Origin of the sequence: Roseibium sp. MMSF_3412 (genome assembly GCF_030733265.1) — a bacterium.
In the GTDB taxonomy this organism is placed as follows: domain Bacteria; phylum Pseudomonadota; class Alphaproteobacteria; order Rhizobiales; family Stappiaceae; genus Roseibium.
Map to the genome: position 1 here is coordinate 215370 of NZ_JASHJI010000006.1, position 26434 is coordinate 241803.

At 60.1% G+C, this 26434-nt stretch carries 23 protein-coding genes; 10 read left to right on the forward strand and 13 right to left on the reverse strand.

Going from position 1 to position 26434, the window contains the following annotated elements:
* Positions 1 to 8: 8 nt before the first annotated feature.
* Positions 9 to 1364, forward strand: a complete 1356-nt coding sequence (locus RBB49_RS13375) for an aspartate aminotransferase family protein (RefSeq protein ID WP_306143311.1) — start codon at positions 9 to 11, stop codon at positions 1362 to 1364.
* Positions 1365 to 1370: 6 nt separating this feature from the next.
* Here the strand turns inward: RBB49_RS13375 and hpaR are convergent, their stop codons facing one another.
* Positions 1371 to 1823: a homoprotocatechuate degradation operon regulator HpaR gene (gene hpaR / locus RBB49_RS13380; RefSeq protein WP_306143312.1), complete on the reverse strand. Its 453-nt coding sequence runs from the start codon at positions 1821 to 1823 to the stop codon at positions 1371 to 1373.
* Positions 1824 to 1925: 102 nt separating this feature from the next.
* Here hpaR and RBB49_RS13385 point away from each other — a divergent pair, with 102 nt between their 5' ends.
* The 6 genes from RBB49_RS13385 (at position 1926) to hpaH (ending at position 7963) form a co-directional block, all read left to right on the forward strand.
* Entirely contained in the window at positions 1926 to 2312 is a 387-nt protein-coding gene (locus tag RBB49_RS13385; protein WP_306143313.1) for a 5-carboxymethyl-2-hydroxymuconate isomerase, read from the forward strand.
* Positions 2313 to 2315: 3 nt separating this feature from the next.
* Entirely contained in the window at positions 2316 to 3827 is a 1512-nt protein-coding gene (gene hpaE / locus RBB49_RS13390) for a 5-carboxymethyl-2-hydroxymuconate semialdehyde dehydrogenase (RefSeq protein WP_306143314.1), read from the forward strand.
* 62 nt (positions 3828 to 3889) lie between these two features.
* Complete coding sequence (gene hpaD / locus RBB49_RS13395; RefSeq protein WP_306143315.1) at positions 3890 to 4870, forward strand: 3,4-dihydroxyphenylacetate 2,3-dioxygenase; 981 nt, start codon at positions 3890 to 3892, stop codon at positions 4868 to 4870.
* 50 nt (positions 4871 to 4920) lie between these two features.
* Complete coding sequence (locus RBB49_RS13400) at positions 4921 to 6318, forward strand: pyridoxal-dependent decarboxylase (protein WP_306143316.1); 1398 nt, start codon at positions 4921 to 4923, stop codon at positions 6316 to 6318.
* Positions 6315 to 7166, forward strand: coding sequence for a fumarylacetoacetate hydrolase family protein (locus RBB49_RS13405; protein WP_306143317.1), 852 nt, complete (start codon positions 6315 to 6317; stop codon positions 7164 to 7166). The genes RBB49_RS13400 and RBB49_RS13405 overlap by 4 nt, the downstream gene beginning before the upstream one ends.
* The gene (hpaH, locus tag RBB49_RS13410; RefSeq protein WP_306143319.1) at positions 7163 to 7963 is read left to right on the forward strand and encodes a 2-oxo-hept-4-ene-1,7-dioate hydratase; all 801 of its coding nucleotides are present in this window, start codon (positions 7163 to 7165) and stop codon (positions 7961 to 7963) included. The genes RBB49_RS13405 and hpaH overlap by 4 nt, the downstream gene beginning before the upstream one ends.
* Positions 7964 to 8012: 49 nt before the next feature.
* On the opposite strand, the gene RBB49_RS13415 is transcribed toward hpaH, so the two are convergent.
* From RBB49_RS13415 to hmgA, 7 genes are all read right to left on the reverse strand, one after another.
* A complete protein-coding gene (locus RBB49_RS13415; protein WP_306143320.1) occupies positions 8013 to 10457 on the reverse strand; it encodes a methyl-accepting chemotaxis protein in 2445 nt (814 codons plus the stop codon).
* Between the two features lie 295 nt (positions 10458 to 10752).
* Complete coding sequence (locus RBB49_RS13420) at positions 10753 to 10944, reverse strand: DUF2783 domain-containing protein (RefSeq protein WP_306143322.1); 192 nt, start codon at positions 10942 to 10944, stop codon at positions 10753 to 10755.
* A gap of 4 nt (positions 10945 to 10948) precedes the next feature.
* Positions 10949 to 12553, reverse strand: coding sequence for an FAD-dependent oxidoreductase (locus tag RBB49_RS13425; RefSeq protein WP_306143323.1), 1605 nt, complete (start codon positions 12551 to 12553; stop codon positions 10949 to 10951).
* Between the two features lie 23 nt (positions 12554 to 12576).
* Positions 12577 to 13101: a DinB family protein gene (locus RBB49_RS13430; RefSeq protein ID WP_306143324.1), complete on the reverse strand. Its 525-nt coding sequence runs from the start codon at positions 13099 to 13101 to the stop codon at positions 12577 to 12579.
* A gap of 3 nt (positions 13102 to 13104) precedes the next feature.
* Positions 13105 to 14055, reverse strand: coding sequence for an MBL fold metallo-hydrolase (locus tag RBB49_RS13435; RefSeq protein WP_306143325.1), 951 nt, complete (start codon positions 14053 to 14055; stop codon positions 13105 to 13107).
* 86 nt (positions 14056 to 14141) lie between these two features.
* Positions 14142 to 15149, reverse strand: coding sequence for a fumarylacetoacetate hydrolase family protein (locus RBB49_RS13440; protein ID WP_306143326.1), 1008 nt, complete (start codon positions 15147 to 15149; stop codon positions 14142 to 14144).
* Between the two features lie 129 nt (positions 15150 to 15278).
* Positions 15279 to 16583 (reverse strand): homogentisate 1,2-dioxygenase, encoded by a 1305-nt coding sequence (hmgA, locus tag RBB49_RS13445; protein WP_306143424.1) that lies wholly within the window; start codon positions 16581 to 16583, stop codon positions 15279 to 15281.
* A 292-nt stretch (positions 16584 to 16875) separates the two neighbouring features.
* On the opposite strand from hmgA, the gene RBB49_RS13450 reads away from it, so the two are divergent.
* Positions 16876 to 17193: a hypothetical protein gene (locus RBB49_RS13450; RefSeq protein ID WP_306143327.1), complete on the forward strand. Its 318-nt coding sequence runs from the start codon at positions 16876 to 16878 to the stop codon at positions 17191 to 17193.
* A gap of 44 nt (positions 17194 to 17237) precedes the next feature.
* On the opposite strand, the gene RBB49_RS13455 is transcribed toward RBB49_RS13450, so the two are convergent.
* From RBB49_RS13455 to RBB49_RS13465, 3 genes are all read right to left on the reverse strand, one after another.
* Entirely contained in the window at positions 17238 to 17708 is a 471-nt protein-coding gene (locus RBB49_RS13455) for a DM13 domain-containing protein (RefSeq protein WP_306143328.1), read from the reverse strand.
* Positions 17709 to 17826: 118 nt separating this feature from the next.
* Positions 17827 to 19302: an ATP-binding protein gene (locus tag RBB49_RS13460; RefSeq protein WP_306143425.1), complete on the reverse strand. Its 1476-nt coding sequence runs from the start codon at positions 19300 to 19302 to the stop codon at positions 17827 to 17829.
* A gap of 176 nt (positions 19303 to 19478) precedes the next feature.
* Positions 19479 to 20015 carry a DUF2867 domain-containing protein gene (locus tag RBB49_RS13465; protein WP_306143329.1) on the reverse strand — a complete coding sequence of 179 codons (537 nt, stop codon included), beginning with the start codon at positions 20013 to 20015 and terminating at the stop codon, positions 19479 to 19481.
* Between the two features lie 256 nt (positions 20016 to 20271).
* Between RBB49_RS13465 and RBB49_RS13470 the strand changes: the two genes are divergently transcribed.
* Together RBB49_RS13470 and RBB49_RS13475 are read left to right on the forward strand one after the other, a co-directional pair.
* Entirely contained in the window at positions 20272 to 21375 is a 1104-nt protein-coding gene (locus RBB49_RS13470; RefSeq protein WP_306143330.1) for an efflux RND transporter periplasmic adaptor subunit, read from the forward strand.
* Between the two features lie 15 nt (positions 21376 to 21390).
* Positions 21391 to 24540, forward strand: a complete 3150-nt coding sequence (locus RBB49_RS13475; RefSeq protein WP_306143331.1) for an efflux RND transporter permease subunit — start codon at positions 21391 to 21393, stop codon at positions 24538 to 24540.
* 104 nt (positions 24541 to 24644) lie between these two features.
* Here RBB49_RS13475 and RBB49_RS13480 read toward each other — a convergent pair whose 3' ends face one another.
* Positions 24645 to 25229 carry a nitroreductase family protein gene (locus tag RBB49_RS13480; RefSeq protein ID WP_306143332.1) on the reverse strand — a complete coding sequence of 195 codons (585 nt, stop codon included), beginning with the start codon at positions 25227 to 25229 and terminating at the stop codon, positions 24645 to 24647.
* A 192-nt stretch (positions 25230 to 25421) separates the two neighbouring features.
* The gene (locus RBB49_RS13485; RefSeq protein ID WP_306143334.1) at positions 25422 to 26360 is read right to left on the reverse strand and encodes a DMT family transporter; all 939 of its coding nucleotides are present in this window, start codon (positions 26358 to 26360) and stop codon (positions 25422 to 25424) included.
* Positions 26361 to 26434: the final 74 nt, after the last annotated feature.

Sequence of the window (26434 nt, forward strand, 5' to 3'; positions counted from 1 at the left end):
GTTCCGCAATGAAGGAAGCCAATTTCCTGAAGGAAAACAACGCCCGCCACCTGTGGCATCCGATGGCACATCCGGCTGACAGCCTGGCGAACCCGCCCGACATCATTGTCGGCGGCGACGGCGTGGAAATTGTGGATGTCGACGGCAGAAAAGTGGTCGACGCGGTCGGCGGGCTCTGGAACGTCAATCTCGGTTATTCCTGCGAACCGGTAAAACGGGCCATATCCGAGCAGTTGGACAAGCTGCCCTATTACTCGATCTTCCGCGGCACGACCAATGACGCGGTGATTGAACTGAGCATGATGCTGAAGGATTTCTTCGAGCCCGACGGGTTGAGCCGGGCCTTTTTCACATCGGGCGGATCGGACAGTGTCGAGGTCTCGCTGCGGCTGGCGCGCCAGTACCACAAGCTTCGCGGCGAAGCCGGCCGCGTCAAGTTTCTCAGCCTCAAGAAAGGCTATCACGGCACCCACACGATGGGCGCTTCGGTCAACGGGAATGCCAATTTCCGCACCGCCTACGAGCCGCTGATGCCCGGCTGCTACCACATCCCCTCGCCCTATGCCTACCGCAATCCCTTCAACGAAACGGATCCGGAAAAGCTCGCCCAGCTTTGCCTCTCCGCCCTTGAAGACGAAATCAGGTTCCAGGACCCGGGCACGATTGCCGCCTTCATCATGGAGCCGATTCTCGGGGCGGGCGGGGTCATCCCGCCGCATGAAAGTTTCATGCCCGGCGTCCGCGAGATCTGTTCGAAACACGGCATTTTGCTGATATCCGACGAAGTCATCACCGCTTTCGGGCGCACGGGAAGCTGGACCGGCGCGCGGCACTGGGGCGTCCAGCCGGATCTTCTGTGCTGCGCCAAGGCGATCACCAACGGCTATTTCCCGTTCGGTGCCGTCATGGTTTCGGACAGCGTGGCCGAAGCATTCGAAAACGATGCCTCAGGCAAAGGCGCGATCGGGTCCGGCTACACCTATTCCGGCCACCCGGTTGGCGCGGCCGCAGCGATAGCCTGCCTGAAGGAAACCGAACGGCTCAACGTCAAGGACAATGCCGCAGCGCGCGGCAAGCAGCTGTTCGAGGGTTTGAGAAAGCTGTACATGAAACACGAGCTGATCGGCGACGTTCGCGGCGGCCACGGGCTGATGTGCGCGCTTGAACTCGTTTCCGACCGGGCGAGCAAGGCTCCGATCGACAAGGCCACGATCGGCAAGGTTCACCGCACCGCTTACGACAACGGCGCCATGATCCGCGTTTCGGGCAATAACATCATCCTGTCGCCTCCCCTCGTTCTGAGCGAAGCGCATGTGGAGACGATCCTCACGGCGCTCGACAGGGGACTGGCGGCGGCTGGCTGATGCAAATCACAGCTTCTGGAAGTCGTCCAGGATATCCAATAGCTCGGACAGGCGCTTCTTGCCGATGACGTCCTCGATCCGGGCGGCAATCGCCTGCGCTTCGTCCAGCTTGTCGAGGATGATCTTCCGGCCGGCCTCGGTGATGGCGACGGTCTGTTTGCGCCTGTCCTTCTCGTCCGCCTGCCGGGTGACGAAACCCTTTTCCAGCAGGGTCTGCACGATCCGCGTCTGGCTTGGAAGCAACAGGCAGGCACGTTCGGCCAGTGAAGAGGCGTCCTGCGGACCGAACTCCTCCAGAACGCGCAAGATGCGCCACTGCTGCTCGGTGATGCCTGAATCGGACAGCATCTCGCGAATGGGACCCATGACCTTTTCGCGCGCGCGAATGAGTGCGATCGGAACGGAGCGTTTTGTCGACGGCAGCGCGCGGCCGCCCATTTTGTCCATGTCGTCGGTCATGTCCGGCTCATAACGATTCTTGACCCAAGTAGACACAAAAAGTTTGACATTTTCGACTTTATATATTTAACATCGCAAATATTATCTTGTTAAGGAAATCCGATGCCGCACATCACCATCGAGTATTCCGCCAACCTGGACGAAAGGACGGACATCCAGGCCTTGTGCGAGGCCCTGCGCGCGGAGGCCGCCGGTATCGAGGCCTTTCCGGCTCCGGGGATCCGGGTTCGCGCATTGAGGGCCGATCATTTCAGCATCGCGGACGGCGACCCGAAACATGCCTTTATCGACATTTCGGTCCGTCTGCGCGCCGGAAGGCCGCAAGAGGTAAAGGAAGATGCGGTGAAGCGCCTGTTCCAAGCCGCGCAGGATTTTCTGAAGCCGGTTCTTGAAACAAGTTCTCTCGCGCTTTCCCTGGAAATGCGCGACATCGATCCGGACCTGTCGCCCAAGACGGGCACCATACGCGAACATATGGGGACTGCGTGAACCATGTCTGACCTGCAGAAAAACATCGAAAAGCTGGACGGATATCTTGCCCGTTTCAAGGAGACAGGGATCCTCAACCAGATCAACGGAAGCGCATGTGCCAGCCTTTCAGGTGAGACATTCGAAACCCGTTCACCTGTTGATGAAAGCCTGATCTGCAGTGTGGCCAGGGGCGGAGTTGCCGATATTGATGCTGCTGCCAAGGCGGCCAAGGCAGCCTTCCCTGCCTGGCGGGACATGGCGGCCGGAGAACGCAGGAAAATCCTTCACAGGATCGCAGACAAGATAGTTGAGCGGGCAGAAGAAATCGCGCTCTGCGAATGCTGGGACACCGGCCAGGCCCTGCGTTTCATGTCGAAAGCGGCCCTGCGCGGTGCGGAAAACTTCCGGTTCTTCGCGGACAAGGCCCCGGCTGCACGGGATGGGCAGTCCCTGCCCTCGCCGACCCTCATGAATGTCACGACACGTGTCCCCATCGGGCCGGTCGGGGTGATCACGCCCTGGAACACGCCGTTCATGCTGTCGACATGGAAGATCGCACCTGCGCTCGCCGCCGGATGCACCGTCGTTCACAAACCGGCGGAGTTTTCTCCCCTGACCGCCCGCATTCTCATGGAAATCGCGGAAGAGGCCGGATTGCCCAAGGGTGTCTGGAACCTCGTCAACGGGTTGGGAGAAGAGGCCGGAAAGGCCCTGACCGAGCATCCTGATATCAAGGCCATCGCCTTTGTCGGCGAGAGCCGCACCGGGTCAATGATCATGAAGCAGGGCGCGGACACCCTGAAGCGCGTTCATTTCGAACTCGGCGGCAAGAACCCTGTCGTCGTTTTCGACGACGCCGATCTGGACCGCGCGCTCGATGCGGTGATTTTCATGATCTATTCGCTCAACGGCGAACGCTGCACGTCGTCGTCCCGTCTTCTCGTGCAGGAGAGCATCGCAGACGCCTTCGAAGCCAGACTGATCGAGCGGGTCGATGCCATCCGGGTCGGTCATCCGCTTGATCCGCAAACGGAAGTTGGCCCGCTGATCCACAAGACCCATTTCGACAAGGTCACCGGTTTTTTCGAGATTGCGCAAAAGAACGGGGCAACCGTTGCCGCCGGCGGATCAAGGGTTGGCGGCACCGGCTATTTCGTGCGGCCGACGCTTTTTACACATGCGAACAACGCAATGGACATCGCCCAGCAGGAGATCTTCGGGCCTGTGCTCACTAGCATTCGCTTCAAGGACGAGGACGATGCGCTCAGCCTTGCCAATGATGTGCAATACGGCCTGACGGGCTATGTGTGGACCAACGACCTGACCCGCGCACTCCGCTTCACCGACGCGCTTGAAGCGGGCATGATCTGGGTAAACTCGGAAAATGTCCGCCACCTGCCGACCCCGTTCGGCGGCGTCAAGGCAAGCGGCATCGGCCGCGACGGAGGGGACTGGTCGTTCGAGTTCTACATGGAACAGAAAAACGTCGCCTTTGCCACCGGCCACCACAAGATACCGCGTCTTGGCGCTTGAAGCATCAATTCGCAAACCAACAAACCCTGTGCCCCACAACCGATACCCGACAGGACAGGAACATGCCGATCCCAGCCCCCAACCTTTATCCGCCCTTCAACATCGTGCGCCTCAGCCACGTTGAGCTGGCGGTCACGGATCTCGCCAAGAGCCGGGCTTTTTATGTCGATACGCTTGGATTGCAGGTGACCGATGAGAGCGCCGATGCCATCTATCTGCGCGCGATGGAGGAACGTGGCCACCACTGCATCGTTTTGCGAAAGTCCTCCGAAGCCTGCGCCCGCGATCTGGGGTTCAAGGTCTACGATGAAGACAGTCTCGACAAGGCGGCGCATTTCTTTCAAGACAAGGGCCTGCCCGTTGAGTGGGTGGAGCGGCCCTATCAGTCACGGACGTTCAGGACCCGCGATCCGCACGGCGTTCCGCTGGAGTTCTACGCAAAGATGGACCGCCTGCCCCCGATCCATCAGCAATATGCACTTTATCGCGGCGTGAAGCCGCTGCGGATCGATCACTTCAACTGCTTTTCGCCGAATGTGGACGAGTCCGTCGCCTTCTACAACGAACTCGGTTTCCGCGTGACCGAGTACACCGAAGACGAGGAGACCGGCCGGCTCTGGGCGGCCTGGACGCACCGCAAGGGCGGTGTGCACGACATTGCCTTTACCAACGGCAAGGGACCGCGCCTGCACCACACGGCATTCTGGGTGCCGACGCCACTCAACATCATCGATCTCCTGGATCTCATGTCGACCACCGGCTGGGTAGACAACATCGAGCGTGGCCCTGGTCGGCACGGCATTTCAAACGCTTTCTTTCTCTATATTCGCGACCCGGACGGGCACAGGATCGAAATCTACTGCTCCGACTATCAGACCGTCGATCCGGATCTGGAACCGATCAAATGGGACCTCAAGGATCCGCAGCGCCAGACGCTCTGGGGGGCGCCGGCACCGAAAAGCTGGTTCGAGGAAGGCTCCGTTTTCGAGGGAGCGGAGACTCAGGCGTCCAGCCTTGCCGCCCAGCCGATTGTCGCGCCCTGATATCCGGTCATAATCGACCGATCGATTCACAGGCCCTTGAGGAGGAATTCATGGACTGGGACGCGTTCGCCCACTGGGGCAAACATATCTCGGACTGGGCAGCGGACTATCACAAGACCCTGCCGGAGCGCCCGGTTCGTGCGCAGACGTCCCCGGGTGAAATCGCAGCCCAACTGCCCCCGAAACCGCCAGAGACCGCCGAGGCGATGGAAGACGTTCTGTCCGATTTCGAGCGCATCGTCATGCCGGGCATCACCCACTGGCAACACCCGCGCTTTTTCGCCTATTTCTCCGCGAATGCCGCGCCTCCATCCATGCTCGCGGAGATGCTGGTCACAACGATAGCGGCACAATGCATGCTCTGGCAGACATCGCCCGCGGCAACGGAAATGGAAGGTGTCATGGTCGACTGGCTGCGGCAGGCTCTTGGACTGCCGGAGGGCTATACCGGCGTCATCCAGGACAGCGCATCCTCCGCGACGCTGTCTGCGGTCCTGTCGATGCGCGAGCGCGCGACGGGTTACACCGGCAACCGGGACGGCCTGTGCGCGAAGGGAAACCTGCGCATCTACTGCTCCGACCAGGTGCACAGCTCCATCGACCGGGCCTGCTGGGTTGCCGGCATCGGCCAGGAAAACCTGGTTAAACTGCCCACGACCGGCCCGCGCTATGCACTTGACGTGGATGCATTGCGAAAAGTAATCGCCGACGATCTCGACGCCGGTCACACACCGGCAGGCATCATCGCGATCACCGGCGGCACCGGGGTCGGCGCGTCGGATGAGCTCGGTCCGGTTCTCGACGTCGCGCGCGAACACGATCTCTACACGCATCTCGACGCGGCCTGGGCCGGTGCCGCCATGATCTGCCCGGAGCTGCGCGCAGAGTTCTGGCAGGGCGTGGACGGATATGACAGCATCGTCTTCAATCCGCACAAGTGGCTCGGCGCCCAGTTCGACTGCTCGATCCAGTTCCTGGCCGACCCTCAGCCGCAGCTCAACACGCTCAAGATCGAGCCCGAATACCTCAAGACGTCGGGCGATGCGGTCACCAACTACTCCGAATGGACCATTCCTCTCGGGCGAAGGTTCCGGGCGTTGAAGATCTGGTTTCTGATCCGGTCCTACGGTCTTGAGGGTCTGCGTCAGCGCATCCGCAATCACGTCAGTTGGTCTTGCGAGCTCTGCGAACACATTCGGGGCATGGAGGGGTTTGAGATCGTGACGGAGCCCATCCTGAGCCTGTTTTCATTCCGGTGCCCCGGAGATGACAGCAACCAGCAACGCCTCGTGGATGCCCTCAACGATGACGGCCGCATCTACATCACCCAGGGTGCCTTTGACGGCCGCAAGGTCATTCGGTTTCAGGTCGGTCAATTCGATACGACGCGGGAAGATGTCATGATGGCCGGAGACGTCATTGAAGATGTCTGGAGGAAGACAGCGTGAATTTTGCGACCTTTTCATCAGGCGGCCAAACCTACTACGGGGCCGTCGCGTCCTCGGGCATGATTGCGCTCTCGCCGCACTTCCCGCAGTGGCCGACGCTCTATGACGCCGTTGCAGCCGGTGGGCTGGCGTCCCTTAAGGAAGCGGCGAAGGTGCACGACATCACCCATACCGACTACGCTTATGAAATGGTCCTGCCGAACGCTCCGCGGATCCTTTGCGTCGGCGTCAACTTTCCAGACCGGAATGCCGAATACAAGGATGGCAGCGCGCAGCCGAGATACATGTCTTTATTTCCACGTTTCGCGAGCGGCTTCACCGGGCACGACCGCCCGCTTATCAGGCCACCGGAAAACCACACGCTCGACTACGAGGGCGAAGTCGCGATCGTGATCGGGAAAGCGGGCAGACGGATCAGGGCCGAGGATGCCTACGATCACATTGCAGCGCTGACGCTGTGCAACGAGGGCACCATCCGCGACTGGGTGCGCCACGCCAAGTTCAACGTCACCCAGGGCAAGAACTGGGACCGGTCCGGTGCAATGGGGCCCTGGCTGGTCCCGTTTTCGGACGCGGCCCAACTGGACGAGGCGCGGATTGTCACCCGGGTCAACGGCGAAGTCCGCCAGGATGACTATCTCAAGCGCATGATGTTCCCGATCCGCGAGGAAATCGCCTACATCTCGACGTTCATGACGCTGCAACCCGGAGACATCATCGTGACGGGAACACCGACTGGAGCCGGTGCGCGCTTCGATCCGCCCCGCTATCTGAAGCCGGGCGACACAGTTGAAATCGAGGTTGAGGGCATCGGTATCTTGCGGAACGGCGTCGAGGACGAGACATGACACCTGAAGACCATGCCCGCGCGGCCGCAGATCTCCTGGAAGCGGAAAGATCAGGACGGCAGATCGGCCTCCTGTCCCTGCGCCATCCTGACATCGGCATGGACGACGCCTACGCGATCCAGAATGCGATCCATGCGCAAAAACTCGCCGAAGGCCGGCATGTCATCGGCTGGAAGATCGGCCTGACTTCGAAAGCGATGCAGTCAGCATTGAAAATCGATATCCCGGACAGCGGCATCCTGTTCGACGACATGGCGTTCGAGAACGGTACGACCGTGCCGGAAGGGCGGTTCATCCAGCCGCGCATCGAGACCGAGATCGCGTTCGTGATGAAATCGGAGCTCGGCGGGGAAAGCGTGACCCGCGACGATGTCCTGACGGCGACAGGACATGTCGTCCCGGCCATAGAGATCCTCGATACGCGTATTCTGCGCGCGGACCCCGAAACAGGGAAAGTCCGAACGGTCCATGACACGATCAGCGACAACGCGGCAAATGCGGGTGTTGTTCTTGGAAGGGAACGCCACGCCCCTGATGCGTTTGATCTTCGCTGGGTTGGAGCGCTTGTGTTCCGCAACGGCGAGATCGAGGAAACCGGTCTTGGCGCGGGCGTGTTGAACGATCCGGCTGAAAGTGTCGCCTGGCTTGCCCGGCGCATGGCCGGATACGGGCAGAAAATCGAACCCGGTCACGTGATCCTGTCCGGCAGTTTTGTCAGGCCTGTCGAGTGCCCCGCTGGATCTGAGATCCACGCCGATTTCGGCGCCTTCGGCTCCGTGGACATCCGCTTCGACTGAACAAAAAAGGCGGCCCGAAAGCCGCCTTGAGTTGATTTGGAGGCCCGCGTCACGCGGAGGCGACGCGTTCCAGGAAGGTTTCGATGCCCTTCTTCAGATCGTTGCTGCGATTGCTGAGATCGCCGGAGGCGGCCAGAACATTTCCGGACACCTGTCTTGTCTCCTGGACCGCCTCTGAAAGGCGGGAGATATTGCTTCTCACGGCAAGCGTGCTTTCGGCAGCGCGTTGAACGTTGCCCGAAATCTCGTTGGTTGCGGCTCCCTGCTGGGAAACGGAAGACGAGATGCCCTGTGTGTAGCCGTTGACCTCTTCCATCGTGTCGGAGATGGACGCGATCGCCGACGCGGCATCCGTCGTGGACTCCTGAATGGTCTGGATCTGAGACGAGATTTCCTCGGTCGCCCTGGATGTCTGCGTTGCCAGTTCCTTGACCTCGGCCGCCACGACCGCAAAGCCCTTGCCGGCCTCGCCGGCCCTGGCGGCTTCGATCGTCGCATTGAGTGCAAGCAGGTTGGTTTGTTCGGCAATCGCCTGAATGAGGCTGACCACCTCCCCGATCTTCGTCGCAGCTTCCGCAAGGTTCTGCACCTTGCCGTTGGTCTCGTGCACCGCGCCGGTCGCCTTGGTGACAATTTCGGATGAGCGGGTGACCTGATCGCCGATTTCCGCAATCGAGGCGGACAATTCCTCAGCCGCACTGGCAACGTTTTCGACGCTGTTGGAGGCATCATCGCTGATGCGCGACGTGTCGCTTGCCTGTTCGGCACTGCTCTCGGCAATCCCGCCGAGCGCTTCGGCTGTTTCGGACATGCCTGCGGCTGTCTTGTCCATTGCGCCGAGAAGCTCCTGCACTTCCTGACGGAAACCCTCGATCAGGTTCTCGATTTCCGACTGGCGTGCGCTTTGGTCCTGCTGATGCGCCTTGGTCTCTTGTTCCAGCCGCACACGGTCCCGCGCATTTTCCTGGAAAATCTGCACGGTCCTGCTCATGTCGCCGATTTCATCGCGCTGGTCGGATGCAGGAATGACGACATCAGTGTCGCCATCGGCGAGTTGTGCCATGGCAGAGGTCAAGGCGCGCGTCGGCCTGGTAATGACCAGAGACACGACATAGGCCAACAGCCCGCCGACAATCACGGCCGTGACAAGCGCAAAGGCGATGAGCCAGAGTGCGGTGTTCGCCCTGGTATAAGCGCCAGAGGACTGGGCTTCAGTCAATCCGGTGATAACGTCTCGGACATCGCCGGACGTTGCAATCAGAGCCTCGCGTTTCAGATCAAAATTTTCCTTCGCCGCGACCATACCGGCAAATTCGGTTTCGAACGCGACGACTTCCTGGTCGATCCTGGCAACCGTGTCCGCGATTTCGGGAAAGGCTGCACTGTCAGCTTTCAGCGTATTGGCGAGGTTTGTGATGATGCCGATCCGCGTGACGACCTCGTCGGCACTCATCGAACCAAAACCGGCGAAGAACTCCATGGTTGCGGATCGGATTTCCAGAGAAGCGCTCAGGAATTTCGACGCATTTACATTCACGAGATCGACGATGCCGAGCTTCGACTGAGCGGTCGCAGCTGTTTTCTTGGCCTCGTCAGCAGCATTGTACACGGCTTTTCTGAGCTCTGCGGCCTGAAGGTGAAGCGCCGTTAGATCTGCGGCAACCTTCTTCGCGGTGTCCTTTGCGAGGGCACCGGTCGCTCCGTCTGAACCTTCCGCTGCGGGCAACTGCTCCGAGATTGCGACCGTGGCCGCAGACAGTTCCTTCAGGCTGGCGGGATCAACACCGTCCACCTTGAGCTTGGCCGACTTTTTCGCTGTCTTGACGAGCGTTGCGATTTGCTTGCGTGCAGTTTCGGCGTCTGTTTCCGGAAGGTCACCAAACAGGGCGGCCTTCTTGATCGACGCACTCAGATCCGAAGATGTGTCTTCTATGTGCGACAGCATGCGGCCGACCTTGTCAGCCCGGTTGCGCGTTCCGGACGCCTTCTTGGCCGCGGCCCCCGCCTCGCGCCTGATCTTTGACATCTGCCCGGAAATGTCGACGGCCAGTGTTTCAAGACCGAGGGCCGAGTGCAGCAGCTTGTCGATCTGCACCTGCCGGCTGTCAACGGCGGAGACGACAGCCTCGAATTCCGTTCCCAGGCGGCCCACCAATGAAATGGCCTGCGTTGTCGGGTTCTGCGCCGCGCCGTCGCCGTGGGTGTCGTTCAGAACCTGCAACGAGGTTTCGAGATTTGCGATCTGGCCTTTGGCCGCTTCCGCCAATTCCGAGCTGCCGCTGGAAAGATAAGCTTCCTGCGCCTGGGCCACCTGCTGCAACCCGGCCATTGAGGCAGTCGCCTTCGCGCTGATGTCAGACTGGGTGCGCAAACCCAGGATCGCAGCCGTACCGACGGCCCCGACCGCGGCAGCTACAAGTATCATGGTGACGAACCCGCCGCCGACCTTGGTCGCAAAGCGTGCGTTCTTGAGTGGCGTAAGTAACCTGGACATCGTATCCCCCAACACTTTCAACGAGTAAGTGCCGGACCGGATAAACAATTGATGAAGAAAACAAATCCTTGGGACTGAGCTTCAAGGTAAAATAAATCGAGGCTGAAAATCCATTTTGTTGCAAGCGGATACTCGGAAAAATTGTCAGAAGCCTCCATCCCTAAAATAAATAGAAATGCCCGATGAGGGAATTGAATTGATCAATTGCACAACCCCTGATTTTAGATGCGCATAGAGACCTGCGATTCGATGGCGGCAAACCGGGCCTGTAGATTGAGACAACCGGATTGGCGTGTTACCGCCTCTTTGCAGCGTCCAACAGCTCCCGCAAAACCTCGTTGTCCGCAATATGATTGGCCATCAGGAGGATGAGACGCGCATTGCAGGCATCGCTCTCCGCCTTCGTAAGGCCTTCGTGCGCTGCAAGCAGGTCCGCATAAAACGCATCCGGTGTTTCCAGTTTCGGTGCGGTTAAGTCAGGTGTCATTTTCTTACCATCCCATCGCGGTTTTCAGGGCTGCCACGAGCTCTTCTTCGGCATAATCGAGCCACCGTGCGGCAATGTGCTGATCAGGACGGATCAGATAGAACGCCTTGCCGGATGTCCCCAGATAGCGTTCCTTCAGTTCCATACTGACCGCATCGCCCGGGATCGAAACGCCTTTGACGACAATCCCGCCCATTTCAATTTCTTCAGGAACATTTGCACCGATGCCCAGCAGAGTGAAAGAACCGCCGAGCCTTTGCAGAAGCCAGTCATCGCCCATCGGCGCATCGACGGCGGGACTTCCGGGCCGGGTACGGTTTGGAAGCGTTTCAGCATCGGGACCGTTCAGCGGGGACCCGTCATAAACGCAAGGCACGGACAGCCGTCCGGAATTGACCAGCGGACGCGCGAACTCGTAGTGCTCGGAGAGATCGAGAACCGCATCCCGGAAGATCCTGCTCATTTCCGATTTCGGCGTGATGAAATCCGTCGAGCGGGAACTTTGCAGGATGTTCTCGTCCGCGCCGTGCTCGCGTTCGAAGGTATAGCTGTCGAGCAATGTTTCCGGTGCCTTGCCGTCAAGTACCAGTTTGAGCTTCCAGCCGAGATTATCGGCGTCCTGAAAACCGGAATTGGCACCGCGCGCGCCGAAAGGCGAGACCTGATGCGCACTGTCACCGGCGAAGACAACCCGGCCATGCCGGAACTGCTCCATGCGGCGGCACTGGAACGTGTAGATCGACACCCACTCCAGATCGAATTCCACTTCCTCGCCGAGCATCTGCTTCAGGCGGGGAATGACGTTTTCTGGCTTCTTTTCCTTTTCCTTGTCGATGTCCCAGCCGAGCTGGAGATCGATGCGCCAGACCCCGTCGGGCTGTTTGTGGAGCAGCGCGGACTGGTCCTTGTTGAAAGGCGGATCGAACCAGAACCAGCGCTCGGTCGGAAAATCCGCCTTCATGACGACATCGGCAATCAGGAAATTGTCCTCGAAGACACGGCCGACGAAATCGAGATCGAGCATCCGGCGCGCCGGGGAATTCGCACCGTCGCAGGCAATCAGCCAGTCGGCTTCCAGATTGTAGGCGCCCTCCGCCGTTTCGATCGTGACAAGTGTGTGGTCGTCATACTGGTGCAGGTTTTCAACCCGGTTGCCGCCACGGATCTCGACCGGCTTTCCCTCCGCCTGCAGCGCCCTGATGCGTTCGACGAGATAAAGCTCGCAGTAATATTGCTGAAGATTGATGAAGGCCGGCCGCTTGTGACCGGCTTCGGGCAACAGGTCGAAATTATAGACCTGCCGGTCACCGAAATAGACCTTGCCGAGGTTCCAGACGACGCCCTTTTCAACCATCTGGTCGCCGCAGCCGAGCCGGTCGAAAATCTCCAGTGACCGTTTGGCGAAACAGATCGCGCGCGAGCCGACGCTCACCTTGTCGTTGTCGTCCAGGACAAGAACCGGGACATCCGCCTGCGCCAGATCGATCGCCATGGCCAGACCGACCGGCCCCGCGCCGATGATGACGACCGGATGACGGACGGGCGCAGGCGCATCCTGATCCGGGCTGTGCCTGTAGGGGTAAAGCGGCACTTCGAAAAGCTTCGTCACAGATGAACCTCCCAGCTCACGCGTCACATATGTTTTTCCGCCACCGGATGGCGGCCAAACTCAAGAAAGAAGTCGTCCAGCTGCGGCGGTTTCAAGCCGGTTCCGGCCAGCATGGCATGCACCTGGCCGCGATGATGGACCTGATGCTGGAAAAGGTGCAGAAGCGTCGCGCCGATCGTTTCCTGGTGTGCACCGTTCGCGCCTCTTTCATGCAGAACGGTTCTTTCCAGATCCGATTCCTTCAATCCGTCGCAGAACCGGATGAGCCTTTGATCTTCCATTGCCTGCGCCGCCTTGAGCTCGTCCGCCGTTTCAAGATGCGGGGTCTCGTATACGGTCAGTCCCTTGCCTTGCTCGCACAGCGCATCGAGATAGTAACGATCGACCTCCCAGATATGGTTGAGGGTCTCGCGAAGGGACGGAAAGAAGTTTGTCCTCTCCGCCTCGAATGCGCTTTGCGAGAGAGTGCAACAGGCCTCATGGAGCCGTTCATTGGCGTAGGCATTGTTGCGGGCCATCAGGCTGAGATGTTCAAGAAATGCAGTCACGGGTCAGCCCTGCAGGTCCGCCCACATCTTCGCATCCCGCTCCGCTGTCCAGATGCGCGGCGTGTCGATGTCCTGCGCCTCGTCATAGGCACGGGCAACGTTGAACGGCAGGCAGTGCTCGTAGATGGCGTAGTCCTTGAACTTGGCATCGCAGGCAGCGCGGCACGCTTCCCAGGCTTCCTTGAGTGATCCGCCCCGTTTGGCAACCTTCGCCACCGGCTCATATGTGGACCGGACAAAATCCGCCGTGGAATCCAGCGCCGCGTTGACCATGTCGGAGCCGACAAGCGCATCACCCCGGCCCGGCGCGATGGCATCGAGATCGAACTTCCGGATCTGTTCCAGCGTGCCGGGCCAGTCGCCAAAATGGCCGTCACCGCAATAGCAGGCCGAGTGATATTCGACGATGTCACCGGTAAACATCACATTGGCGTCGGGCACATAGGCGACGATATCTCCCGCCGTGTGCGCACGGCCAAGAAACATCAGGTCGACCCGGCGCTTGCCGAGATAGACCGTCATGCGATCGTTGAAAGTCGTGGTCGGCCATGTCAGGCCCGGAATGCTCTCATGGCCCTGGAAGAGACGCGGGAAGCGCTCGAATTCGCTCGCCCAGTCCTCCTTGCCGCGTTCGGCGACCATGGAGCGGGCCTTTTCGCTCATGATGATGTTCTGTGCGCCATAGGCGGACGCGCCCAGAACGCGCACGGCGTGATAGTGGGTCAGAACCAGATGCGTGATCGGTTTGTCGGTGACGGAGCGCACCTTCTCGATCACCTTCTCGGCGAGGCGCGGTGTTGCCTGCGCCTCGATGATCATGACGCTGTCATCACCGATGATGACACCGGAATTCGGGTCGCCCTCCGCGGTGAAGGCCCAGAGATCCCTGCCGATTTCAGTAAAGGAGATTTCCTTTTCCGCCATGTCTCCGGCGGATGCGAATTGCTTGCTCATGTGACCTCCCGGGGCCAGTTTCCGTTTGCGTCTATCGCGGCACTCAGCCGGCGTTCCAGATGAAATCCAACAGCAGCATGCCTGCTTCAGACTTTCTCGACTGTCTGCTCGATCGCGCCGAAGATGGAGTGTCCGTCCGCATCCAGCATCTCGATTCGGACCGTGTCGCCAAATTTCATGAAGGGGGTCTTCGCCTGGCCCTCCTTGATGGTCTCGATCATGCGGATCTCGGCAATGCAGGAATAGCCGACACCGCCCTCAGACACCGGCTTGCCCGGGCCTCCGTCGAGCTTGTTGGAAACGGTTCCGGACCCGATGATCGTACCGGCACCAAGATTGCGCGACTTGGCGGCGTGCGCGATCAACTGGCCGAAATCGAAAGTCATGTCGACACCGGCCTGGGCCCGGCCGAACGGTGCGCCGTTCAGATCAACGCTTAACGGCAGATGCAGCTTGCCGTCCTGCCAGGCATCGCCAAGTTCGTCAGGCGTGACGGCCACCGGCGAAAACGCGGAAGACGGTTTCGACTGGAAGAAGCCGAAACCCTTGCCGAGTTCGGCCGGGATGAGCCCGCGCAGCGACACGTCGTTGACGATCATCACCAGCTGGATCGCCTCCAATGCCTCTTCGGGGCTGACGCCCATCGGCACGTCACCGGTCACAACGGCGATCTCGCCTTCCATGTCGATGCCCCAGGCCTCGTCGCGCATCCTGATCGGATCGCGCGGTGCGAGAAACGTGTCGGATCCACCCTGATACATCAGCGGGTCGGTCCAGAAACTGTCCGGCATCTGCGCGCCTCTGGCCTTGCGCACCAGTTCAACGTGATTGACATAGGCGGAGCCGTCCGCCCACTGATAGGCGCGTGGCAGGGGCGACAGGGCGTCATGCTCGTGAAACCGGATGGTCGGCACGGCTTCATGAGACAGGCTTTCGGCCAGAAGAGCCAGCTTGGGCGCAACGGCAGCCCAGTCATCCAGTGCGGCCTGCAGTGTCGGTGCGATATGGCTTGCGTCCGTGCAATAGGTCAGCCTCTCGTTGACCACCACCAGCTTGCCGTCCCGGCTGCCATCCTTGAGCGTCGCCAGTTTCATGAATTTCTGCTCCTTGTACGTGTCGGCCCCCTCCGGCCGACAGAATATTCGCCTTCAAAGACCCCGGCGGCTCGGCGCCGCTTGCGTGTGTCGGGGCCGTCTTTCCGGCCAAAACGCCGGTCTGTCCCTTCAGCCCTTGTTCCAGGTCCCTTCCTGGGTCCCGTCGAATTTTTTCTCCAGGCTGTCCCAGCAGTCAATGTAATCATCCTGAAGCGGTGCTTCGCTTGCGGCGAATTCCGTCAGATGTTGCGGGAACCGGGTTTCGAACATGAACGACATGGTGTTGTCGAGCTTTTCGGCCTTGAGATCGGCATTGGACGCACCTTCAAAGGCATTCTTGTCCGGACCGTGCGGCAGCATCATGTTGTGCAGGCTCATGCCGCCGGGCACGAACCCCTGTGGCTTGGCATCGTATTGCCCGTAAATGTTGCCCATCAGCTCGGACATGATGTTCTTGTGATACCAGGGCGGACGGAAGGTGTCTTCCATCACCATCCAGCGCTCACGGAACAGGACGAAATCGATATTCGCCGTGCCGGGAACACCCGACGGTGCCGTCAGTACGGTGAAGATCGAAGGGTCCGGGTGGTCGAACAGGATCGCGCCGATCGGGCAGTAATTCCTGAGATCATATTTGCAGGGCGCGTAATTACCGTGCCAGGCAACGACATCGAGCGGCGAATGCCCGATCTTGGTCTGATGAAACTGGCCGCACCACTTTACTGTCAGGATGGAGGGAACCTCGCGATCCTCGAAACAGGCGACCGGCGTCTTGAAGTCCCGGCGGTTCGCCATGCAGTTCGCCCCGATCGGCCCCCTGCCCGGCAGCTCGAATTTCTGACCGTAGTTCTCGCAGACGAAACCGCGCGCCGGGCCTTTGACAACCTCGACCCTGTAGACCAGACCGCGCGGGATAACGGCGATTTCCTTCGGCTCCAGCTCAATCACGCCGAGCTCCGTACAGAAGCGCAGGACACCTTCCTGCGGCACAACCAGAAGCTCGCTGTCGGCGGAGAAGAAGTACTCGTCTTCCATCGACTTCGTCACGAGATAGATGTGGCTCGCCATGCCGACCTGGGTGTTGACGTCACCGGCCGTCGTCATGGTGCGCATACCCGTCAGCCAGGACAGCTCTTCCTCGGCATGCGGGACCGGATCCCAGCGATACTGGCCGAGCGAGATGACATCCTCGTTGATGTTCGGCGCGCTTTTCCAGTAGGGCAGATCGATCTTTTCAAAGCGGCTGGTGTGCTTAACCGACGGGCGAATGCGGTAGCACCAGGTTCTTTCGTTCTGATGGCTTGGGGCCGTGAACGCGGTTCCCGAAAGCTGTTCGCCGTAGAGCCCGTAGGCGCATTTTTGCGGGCTGTTCATGCCCTGCGGCAAGGAGCCCGGCAATGCTTCGGTTTCAAAGTCGTTGCCAAAGCCCGGCATATAGTCGAAGGCCCCGGAATTGTGCCCGTTTGCGGTCAAATTCCGAGTGCTGTCCGTTCTCTGATCCATGATGTCCTCCCTGTCCGGGGCTGAATTAGTTACATATGTAACCAATTTGATTTGCAAGTTCAAGGACCATCACGAGTGATTTTTCAGAGCGCTGATATTGCAGCCATTTCCGGCCCTCCAACGCTTTCGACGACCTTGGACGCGGCGGAATCTTGTGCGGACCGCTTGATCATAATTCTCATTTGAGTTAAGTAGAACAAATAGAGAACATTTGAGGTCCGCGATGCAGTTTGTCAGCCCTTTGCAAGGTCAGTATTCCGCTATCCTGCGATCAGAGGCAGCCAGCCATGAACTGCCGCCGACAACCGATGTCACCCGGTCGGACGTCACCCAGATGATCTCATACCTAGGCAAGGCGAAGGACCGGGCGGTTGAAATCCGCGACCGCGCACCGGCGGGCAGTTACATGGAAAACGTTCTGACCCGGACAATCGACGGCATAGCGCTTGAACTGTCTCAACTGGAATATCTGCTTGCGCTCAAACCCGTCGAAGCGGTTCCGGCAGCCGATGCCAAGCGCCGGATGAGGCCAGCCATCTGAAGCGCAGCCCATGGGCCTGCACGCTCGCCGGACAGAGCACCGTTTCAGCGGTATTTGGCGGCGGTGATGAATTCGCCAAACGCCTCGCACCAGACAAGCACGGTCGTATAGTCGTCGATGCTTACGTCCGCCGGTACATCGACGATGAACCCGTCGAAGGTCTTGACGTCGCCGAGTTGGACAGCCGTGTCCTTTACGGAGAGAAATCCGGCCTCGTCCTCAACGAACTCCTTGACGAGATAGAGCTTGTAGTCGGGACCGGGAGACAGCTCGCCCTTGTGCACGATCTGGTCGGGAGAAATGCTGACCGTGCCCTCGCCCCAATGCAGGAAATCGCTGCCTGCAAGGTCCCTTGTCAGGCTGGCCTGATACTGTGCGCCCGCGGCTGCCTCAGCGAGAACAGCTTCGTCCGGCCCCTGCGGTTCCGTCAGGATCGGCAGGAAATACACCCCGAGAGCGAACCCGACAGCCAGAACGGCGCCATGGGAGCACAAAAGCAATATCAGCCGGATCATCTTGGGTTTCCTCGATCAAATTCTCTAGCTGGGAAATAAGCCCGCACGTTCAACACAATGTGGCATGACACTTTCGTGGCTGCGAGTTTTTCGCCGGCCAACCGAACAGAAGGTCCGCCTAAGCAGCCGCCTCGTCGCCCGGTGCCGTCTGCCAGCCGAGATCAGTCAGCGTCACGATCCGGTTGCCTCGCAGGTCCGTCGCGCAGACCAGAAAGCCGCGTTCCTCCATATGGCTCAGGAGCCAGCGGGCCCGGCCCGGGGACCGGGTTCCATAGGCGGTCGCGATTTCGATGTTGCCCGGGCACGGTGTTTTCGCCAGGGCGGCCTTGGCAAGGAGCAGATAGACGCCGCGCATGTCATCGGGCAGTTCGGCGGCGATGAGTTCGGCCTGCGACCACGCGCCATCGTCCATCTCGCCTTTTTCAATGCCCGCACGGGCGACCGATAGCTTTTCCCGGAAAGACTGGAGGTCCGGCGGACCACCTGCCAGCTTGGCGATCCGGCAGCGGACCTGAAAGTCCTGGTAGAGGGTTGCGATCGGCTGGAATGCCGCATCCTCGTCTTCCAGGATACCGGCGATGATCTCGGCGATCTTTTCTTCCCGCTCGCCGAACTCCAGCAGACTGTCCGCCTGCGGTTCGGCGTCATCGTTCGCCTGTTCCGCGCTGGAAAGCCGGTCCAGAACGTCACCGGTGGAGCTGACAGGTTCCTGGAAGCGCGGACGCGCAGCCGGTATCTCGCCCGCCGCAGGCGTGAAGATCAGATCCTTGGCCTCTTCCTTCGGCTGCTCCGGCAACGGCATCAGCTTCGGGCTGCCGCCGCGGCCCATGGTCTCGACCGGCCCGATCCTGATCGGTACGGGCCGCCGCGACAGGGCCGGGCCGAGAGCAATGAAATTGCCCCGGTCAAGATTGCGGAAGCTTTCCGCCTGCCGGCGCTCCATGCCGAGCAAATCGGCCGCGCGCGCCATGTCAATGTCGAGAAAGGTTCTGCCCATCAGGAAGTTGGACGCCTCGGCGGCAACGTTCTTGGCAAGCTTGGCGAGGCGCTGCGTTGCGATGATCCCGGCCAAACCGCGCTTGCGGCCACGGCACATGAGGTTTGTCATGGCCCCAAGCGAACGGCGGCGCGCTTCTTCCGTCACCTCTCCGGCGGCTGCCGGGGCGAACAGTTGCGCCTCGTCCACAACGACGACCATCGGGTACCACAAGTCCCGGTCAGCATCGAACAAGCCGTCCAGAAAGGTCGCGGCCGCCTTCATCTGGCGGTCTGCATCGAGGCCTTCCAGGTTGAGAACGACAGAGACCCGGTGCTGGCGCACCCTGCCCGCGATCATCTGGAGGTCCTTTTCGGTGCCGACCGCGTCGACGACAACGTGACCGAACTTCTCGGCCAGCGACACGAAATCGCCTTCCGGATCGATGATGGCCTGCTGGACCCAGCTCGCCGACTGTTCGAGGAGACGGCGAAGCAGATGCGATTTACCGGAGCCGGAATTGCCCTGCACGAGAAGACGCGTTGCCAGCAACTCTTCCAGATCGAGCCCGGCGCGCGCGCCGCTCGTCATTTCCCCGATATCGATCTCGACCGTCATACACTCATGATCAGCGCACTGAAGCGCCGCAATCACTCCGATCCTGCTCAGTTCCTGACTGCGAGTCAGCACGATTCCGAAATCAATGCAAAGACCGCGGGAGCGAAATCCGGCGTTTTCCCAGACTTCCTCAATCCGGCATTTAAGGATGGCGCTCTGTCACCCTGCGCCCGTTTTCAAGCCGCCTGCGACAATTCCTGACGCACTGCATGGTCCAGAACCGAGGAAGCGATTTTCTTGTGAAACGGCAGGATCAGGGCAAGGTAGGCATGACCGAAGAAATTGTGCCGCTTGCAGCAGGTCGAGGCATAGACGCGCGGCGTCGGCCACTCGCTGCGGAAGATCGACAGCCTGAAGTCCTGGTGCCAGTCATCCTCGCCGAGAACAACCTCGTTGTCGCTCACCTGGTAGATCTTGAAAAACCCGATGCGGTCACCCGGCTCCCGCTCCGTCAAGGGCTTTCCGGACTGCTCCTGCGCGAGCGTTGCCGTCGTTTTCAGCCCGAGCGGCTTCACGAGCGTGTCGCGGAGAGAAAGCAGCGCGTTCATCCAGCCGATGTCGGCCATCAGCATATGATCGGCCAGAACGCGCATGTCGGCACTGATGAGATCTTCACGCCCTTTGAGCGACACGGAAAAGACGTCCATGAAATCACGCGACGAATAATAGGTGTTCAGGCTGCTTTCCGCCGGCAGCTTGTCGGACATGCTCATGACGAATACCCCACTTCTTTCAATGGACTGGGTCTAGCAGATCCGTCACCCGATTTCGCCGCGCCGATTGACACACCCTTAAATGCGGCGGAAGCCGTCGCGACTGCGCGCACGGGCAGCTTCAACCCGGCACAGCTTCAAATTGTGGATCACGCCAGTACCGTGTGTGGAATAGGCCTTATTTCAATCGCCTCGCTGCGCTTTCCGGTTATGATGCCTTCAAATTGCAAACGAAAAGACTTCGGCAGGAGGCGTCATGAAAGCCGCGAAGGTGATGTTGGGTTTGGCTGTTGTGCTGGCTGGAGGGCTTCCCGCCGCTGCGCAGGAGAGCGGTTCGTCTGCACAGAAAGTCACGGTGGCAAAGGTCCAGATGATCACGCCTAACAACAAGTCGCGCTATGTCGGGCGGGTCGAGGCAACCAAGACCGTCGATATCGTCGCGCGGGTGGAAGGCTACCTGACGGAGCGCAAGTTCACCGAAGGCGGTTTTGTCAAACAGGGAGACCTGCTCTACGTCATCGAGAAAGATCTCTATCAGGCAAGCGTCGACCAGTCCAAGGCGACGCTTGAAGGCGCACAGGCAACGCTGAAAAACTCCCAGATAGAGCTGGAACGCCAGCGCCAGCTGCTGGCCAAGGGCGATGTTTCCCAGGCCACCTATGACAGCGCCAAGGCAACCATGGATGTCGATCAGGCCAATGTCGACGAAGCACAGGCCAACCTTGAAACCGCGGACATCAATCTCAGCTACACCGACATCAACAGCCCGATCGATGGCCGTATCAGCAAGACCAACGTGAATGTCGGAAATCTGGTGGATTCCAACACCGGAACGCTTGCAACGGTCACAAGCGTCGACCCGATCTATGTCAGCTTCTACATGGGTGAAAAGGACCTGATCAAGGACCGCGAGGCCGGCCTTATCGGCAATGATTCCTCGACCCTTCAGGTCAGCCTGACCCTGACCGACGGCACCAAATATCCCAGCGACGGAAAGATTACATATGTGGGGACTTCGGTCGAGGAAGGCAGCGATTCCGTCGAGCTGCGCGCCACGTTCGACAATCCGAAAAACGTCCTCATCCCCGGTCAGTTCGTCAATGTCACGGTCGATAGCGAAAACCAGACGCAGGTTGCGGCGATCCCGCAGCCCGCGATACAGCTCGATTCAAAAGGCCACTACGTCTACGTCGTCGGCGCGGACAACAAGGTGGAGCGGCGTGACGTGGTCCTGGGCCGCCAGTCCGGCACGCTCTGGGAAGTCACGTCCGGGCTCAAGGACGGTGAACAGGTCATCGTCCAGGGTCTGCAGCGGATCGGTCCGGACATGACCGTCGATCCCGTCGAAGCCAAAAGCTAAAAGAGACGATCGATCATGCTGTCCAGATTCTTCATCGACCGTCCGAATTTCGCACTGGTTCTCTCCCTGATCGCCTCACTCGTCGGGGTGATCGCCATCATCCTGATCCCGATTGCGGAATACCCCGATGTCACACCGCCCCAGGTGGTGGTGAACGCGCAATATCCGGGAGCCGACTCAGAACTGATCGAGAAGTCGGTGGCGATCCCGATCGAGGAACAGGTCAACGGTGTCGATGACATGATCTACATGTCCTCGACAAGCTCCAATGCCGGCACCTACCAGCTCACGATCACGTTCGAGGTCGGGACCGACCCGGATATCGCCGCGGTGAATGTCCAGAACCGTGTCGCGCTGGCAGAGCCGACATTGCCCACAGCGGTCAAGACACTCGGCGTTGCCACCCAGAAGCAGTCCGCCAACATGCTTCAGGTGATCAACCTCGTCTCCCCGGACGAAAGCCGCGACGCCATCTTCCTGAGCAACTACGCCACGATCAACCTGCAGGATCGCCTGTCGCGCCTGCCCGGCGTCGGCAGCGTCTCCCAGTTCGGTCCGCTGGATTACAGCATGCGGGTGTGGATGAACCCGGACCAGATGTCCGCCCTCAACCTCACCGCCGCCGACCTTTCCAACGCGATCCAGGCGCAGAATACCGAGGCGACGGCGGGCCAGATCGGCGGAGCACCGTTCGCTGGCCCGACCGACCTCCAGTTCACGCTGAAATCGCAGGGGCTTCTGGAAACGACCGAACAGTTCGGCGACATCGTCGTTTCCGGTGACGCCTCCGGACAGCTGGTGCGGCTGCGCGACGTCGCCCGCGTCGAACTCGGCTCCAGCTCCTATTCGGCCTATTCGGCGCTCAACAACAAACCGGCAACCTCCATCGCGATCTACCAGAGCCCGGGCGCAAACGCGCTGGACGTGGCAAGTGCGGTTTCCGCCGAGCTGGAAAAGATGAAGGCGAGCTTCCCGGAAGGCGTCGACTACGAGCTCCTCTACGACATCACCAAGGCGGTGAAGGCCTCGATCGAGGAAATCCTGACGACCCTGGCGATGACCACGGCGCTCGTGGTGTTCGTGGTGTTCATGTTCCTGATGAACTGGCGCGCGATCATCATTCCGGCCGTCGCCATTCCCGTGTCGCTGCTGGGAACGCTTGCGATCCTCTACCTGATCGGGTTTTCGGCCAACCTCATCACCCTGTTCGGCATCGTCCTGGCGATCACGCTGGTGGTGGACGACGCGATCGTCATCATCGAAAACACCGAACGCATCATGAGCGAAGAGGGGCTCGCGCCGCGCGAGGCGACGCTGAAGGCCATGAGCCAGGTCACCAGCCCTATCATAGCAACCACATTCGTGCTTCTGGCCGTGTTCGTGCCGGTGTGTTTCTTTCCCGGCATTACCGGGCAGATCTACCTGCAGTTCGCACTGACAATCACCGTTGCGTTCTGCCTGTCTGCGGTCAACGCGCTGACGCTGTCACCCGTCCTGTGTTCCATGCTGCTGCGCCGTTCGGACGCCAAACCGCCACGCTTCCTGGGCTTCTTCGGCACATTCGTCGACAAGGTGCGCGACGGCTATGTCTGGCTTGTCCGGCGGATGATCCGGCATGCCTTCCTTTCGCTGCTCATTCTGATTGCCGCTGCCGCCGCAACGGTGTTCATGTTCCGCGAAACGGCGACCGGCTTCATTCCGCTTGAGGACAAGGGCGTGCTCTTTGCCAATGTCCAGCTGCCGGACGGGGCGTCCCTGCAGCGCTCCGATGCGCTGGCCAAGGAAATGACCAAGGTCATGCTCGAGGTTGAGGGCGTCACGGACGTGATCTCGGTCACCGGCTTCAGCATCATTGCCGGCGAAGGATCGAACTACGTCACCCTGATCCCCATTCTCGCCCCCTGGGACGAACGCAAGACCAAGGCAACGCTCTGGTACAACATCCTGGGCACGCTGAACGAAAAACTGTCGGCGTTCGAAGGCGCCATCTCCTTCGTCTTCCCGCTGCCGCCGATTGACGGCCTCGGTATCTCCGGCGGCATCGCCGCTCAGATCCAGGATGATGCAGGGGCAAGTGTCGTCGATCTCGGCGCGGTGACGAATTCGGTTCTGTCCGCTGCCAACCGGGAGCCGGTCTTCCGGCAGGTGTTCAGCTCGCTCTCGGCCAGCACACCGCAATACGAGGTCGATCTTGATCGGGACAAGGCCGAGGCTCTCGGTGTCAATATCAGCGATATCTTCACCGCGCTGCAGGCCAATCTCGGCTCCTACTACGTCAACAACTTCATCCTGGACAGCAAGATCTTCTGGGTGATCCTTGCCTCTGATTCCGAGTACCGTCAGACGCTGGACGATGTCGGCAACATCTATGTGCGCGGGTCCTCGGGCGACATGATCCCGCTCAGCACGCTGGTCAGCCTGACGCCGGTTGTCGGACCTCAGAGCGTAACCCGCTACGACATGGCCCGGTCGGCCGCCGTGCAGGGCCTGACCAGCACGGGACACAGCACCGGCGACGGCATCAAGGCGTTCGAGAAGGTCGCCGAGGAGGTTCTGCCGAAGGGATATTCCATCGAGTGGACCGGCATGTCGCTTCAGGAAATCGAGGCAGGCTCCTACGTCATCTACATTTTCCTGCTGGCCTTCCTGTTCGCCTATCTCTGCCTGGTGGCCCAGTATGAAAGCTGGCTCCTGCCGATTGCCGTGATGCTGTCCGCCGTCTTCGCGGTCTGCGGGGCAATGATCCCGCTCTACCTGATCGACGTGCTCGACAACAACATCTATGCCCAGATCGGCATGGTTCTGCTGATCGGCCTCGCCGCCAAGAAGGCCATCATGCTGGTCGAGTTCTCGCGCAACTGCCGCGACGAGGGCATGAGCATCGTTGATGCCGCGATCAGTGCCGCCCATACCCGGTTCCGCCCGGTAACGATGACAGGCCTCTGCTTCATCGTCGGCGTGTTGCCGCTGGTGTTCGCCTCCGGCGCCGGCTCCGCCAGCCGCATCTCCATCGGCCTGCCGGTCTTCACCGGCATGATCCTCGACAGCACCATCGGTCTCCTGATGATCCCGGTGCTCTACGTCGTGGTTCAGCGGATAAGGGAGAAGTTCAGCAGCAAATCGGCGGAAAAGGGCGAAGAGGTGCAGGCTGGTTCGGGGGCTTGAATGGGACCATAGTGTCGCGTGCCAAATGATTGACAAAAGAAAAAAGGGCAAGAACCGGACTGCCGGTTTTGCCCTTTAACTTCTCAGTCATGCAACTTCCCGCGCTACCCCCACGCCCCCTCAAACGCGATCTCATCAACCGGCTTGCGTGCACTCGGCGTCTCGCGGGCGCGGAGATCTTCCGGCAGGTCCTCAATTTTGCTGCGCTTGCCGATGGCGATGGCGATTTCCGCCTTGAAACGTGCCGGCACGCCGAGCGCCTCGTGGATGTCGTCGCGCAGGATCCCGGCCATGGCGTGGGTGTGGTAGCCCATCTCCGTTGCCTGTAGGGCGGCGTTTGCCCAGGCAGCGCCTGCATCGAAAGAGTGCGTGCCGCTTTTACGGCCGGGTTTGCCGTCCTTGCCGTCGACTTCCATGTCCGAGAACAGGAACAAGAGCGCCGAGGCATGCTGCGCCCAGTCGCGATTGAACGGGTTCAGGAGATTGACGAGCGTATCCCAGCCCTCCGCGCCGCGCCGGGCATAGACAAAGCGCCACGGCTGGATGTTGAAGGCGGACGGGGCCCAGCGGGACGCTTCCAGAATTGTCTTCAGGTCCGCTTCCGGCATCTCGGACCGGTCGAAGGAGCGGGGCGACCAGCGGTTGACGATGAGGTCGTGAACGGGGTGGTCGGGATTGCGGGCAGTCATCAGTCTTTTCTCCAAAACGCTCCCGGGCTTTTGTCGCAATTCGGGAAGAGCGCCGCCTTTTCTGCCTCGCGGCTTTGCCACGAACGCGAAGGACAACGCCTGTTGCAGGGTTCTCGAACCGCTTTACCTGCCCGGTTGCGCTGGAGATAGTCGCTTTTTATCTTAATATCAAGATACTTTTTATAAAGATAGTTATCCTGTCTGCATCGCGGGCCGGTCCTCGGCCGGATGGGAAGCCTGAGAAGGCGTGGGCGCAGGCGCCGGTGCAACCAGGATGGCGGAAAGCACCAGCACCGCACAGACGATTTCCAGGGCCCCGAAGGCTTCTCCAAAGACCAGCCAGCCGATCAGGAACATGGTCGGCAGTTCGAAACTGCCCGCCGCCGCTGTTCTCATAGGCCCGATCTTCTGACACGCGATCGTATACATGATCTGCGGTATCAGCGCGGTGACAAGACCCATCAGCACGATCAGCCAGACTTCATTGAAAGAGGACGGCAGAACCGAGCCGCCGCCTTCAAACAGCGCAAGCGGCAGCAGGCCTGCAATGGCACCGATCAGGGTGCAGACGGCGCGCTCAAGCGGATTGAGATCGCCGCCCATGCCGCTGAGAACAACGATCAAAAACCCGAAGGCAATCGGTGCCGGAATGGCCCAGACAAGCGCTGCAAGCGCTTCGGGTGAGAGCGTGGCAGGGTCCAGGAGAAGCGCCGCTGCGCCAAGCACAAGGCCGATGGCCGCAAAGGTGCGCCAGTTCAGCGCCTGCTTCAGAAGAACCAGTGCGAAAAGGGCTGCAAAGGCCGGATAGGACATGTAGACGACACCGACGGCAGCAAGCGGTGCCTGGCTGATGGCCTCCAGATAGCCGATCACGCTCAGGCCGACGATCGCCCCGGCGCCGGCAAGCAGCAGGGCCTTGCCGCGCTTGTGCCGCTCACGCGGCAAGAACGGCAGCAGGACCAGCACCGAAATGACGTATCTGTAAAGGGCTATCGTCGCCGGACCGGTGCCCAGACCCTGCAGTTCGCGGACAAAAACAGGTACCAGACCGAAGCCGACCGCCGTCACGACGATGACAAGCGTGGCGGCAGCGGGCGTAAGATTGAAACGGGGCAAGGTGAAGCGTGACATGACGTTTCGATAGCCCGCTTTACCGCACAAATAAAATTCTTAGTTTTCATTCTCTTCATGAAATGATTTCATGG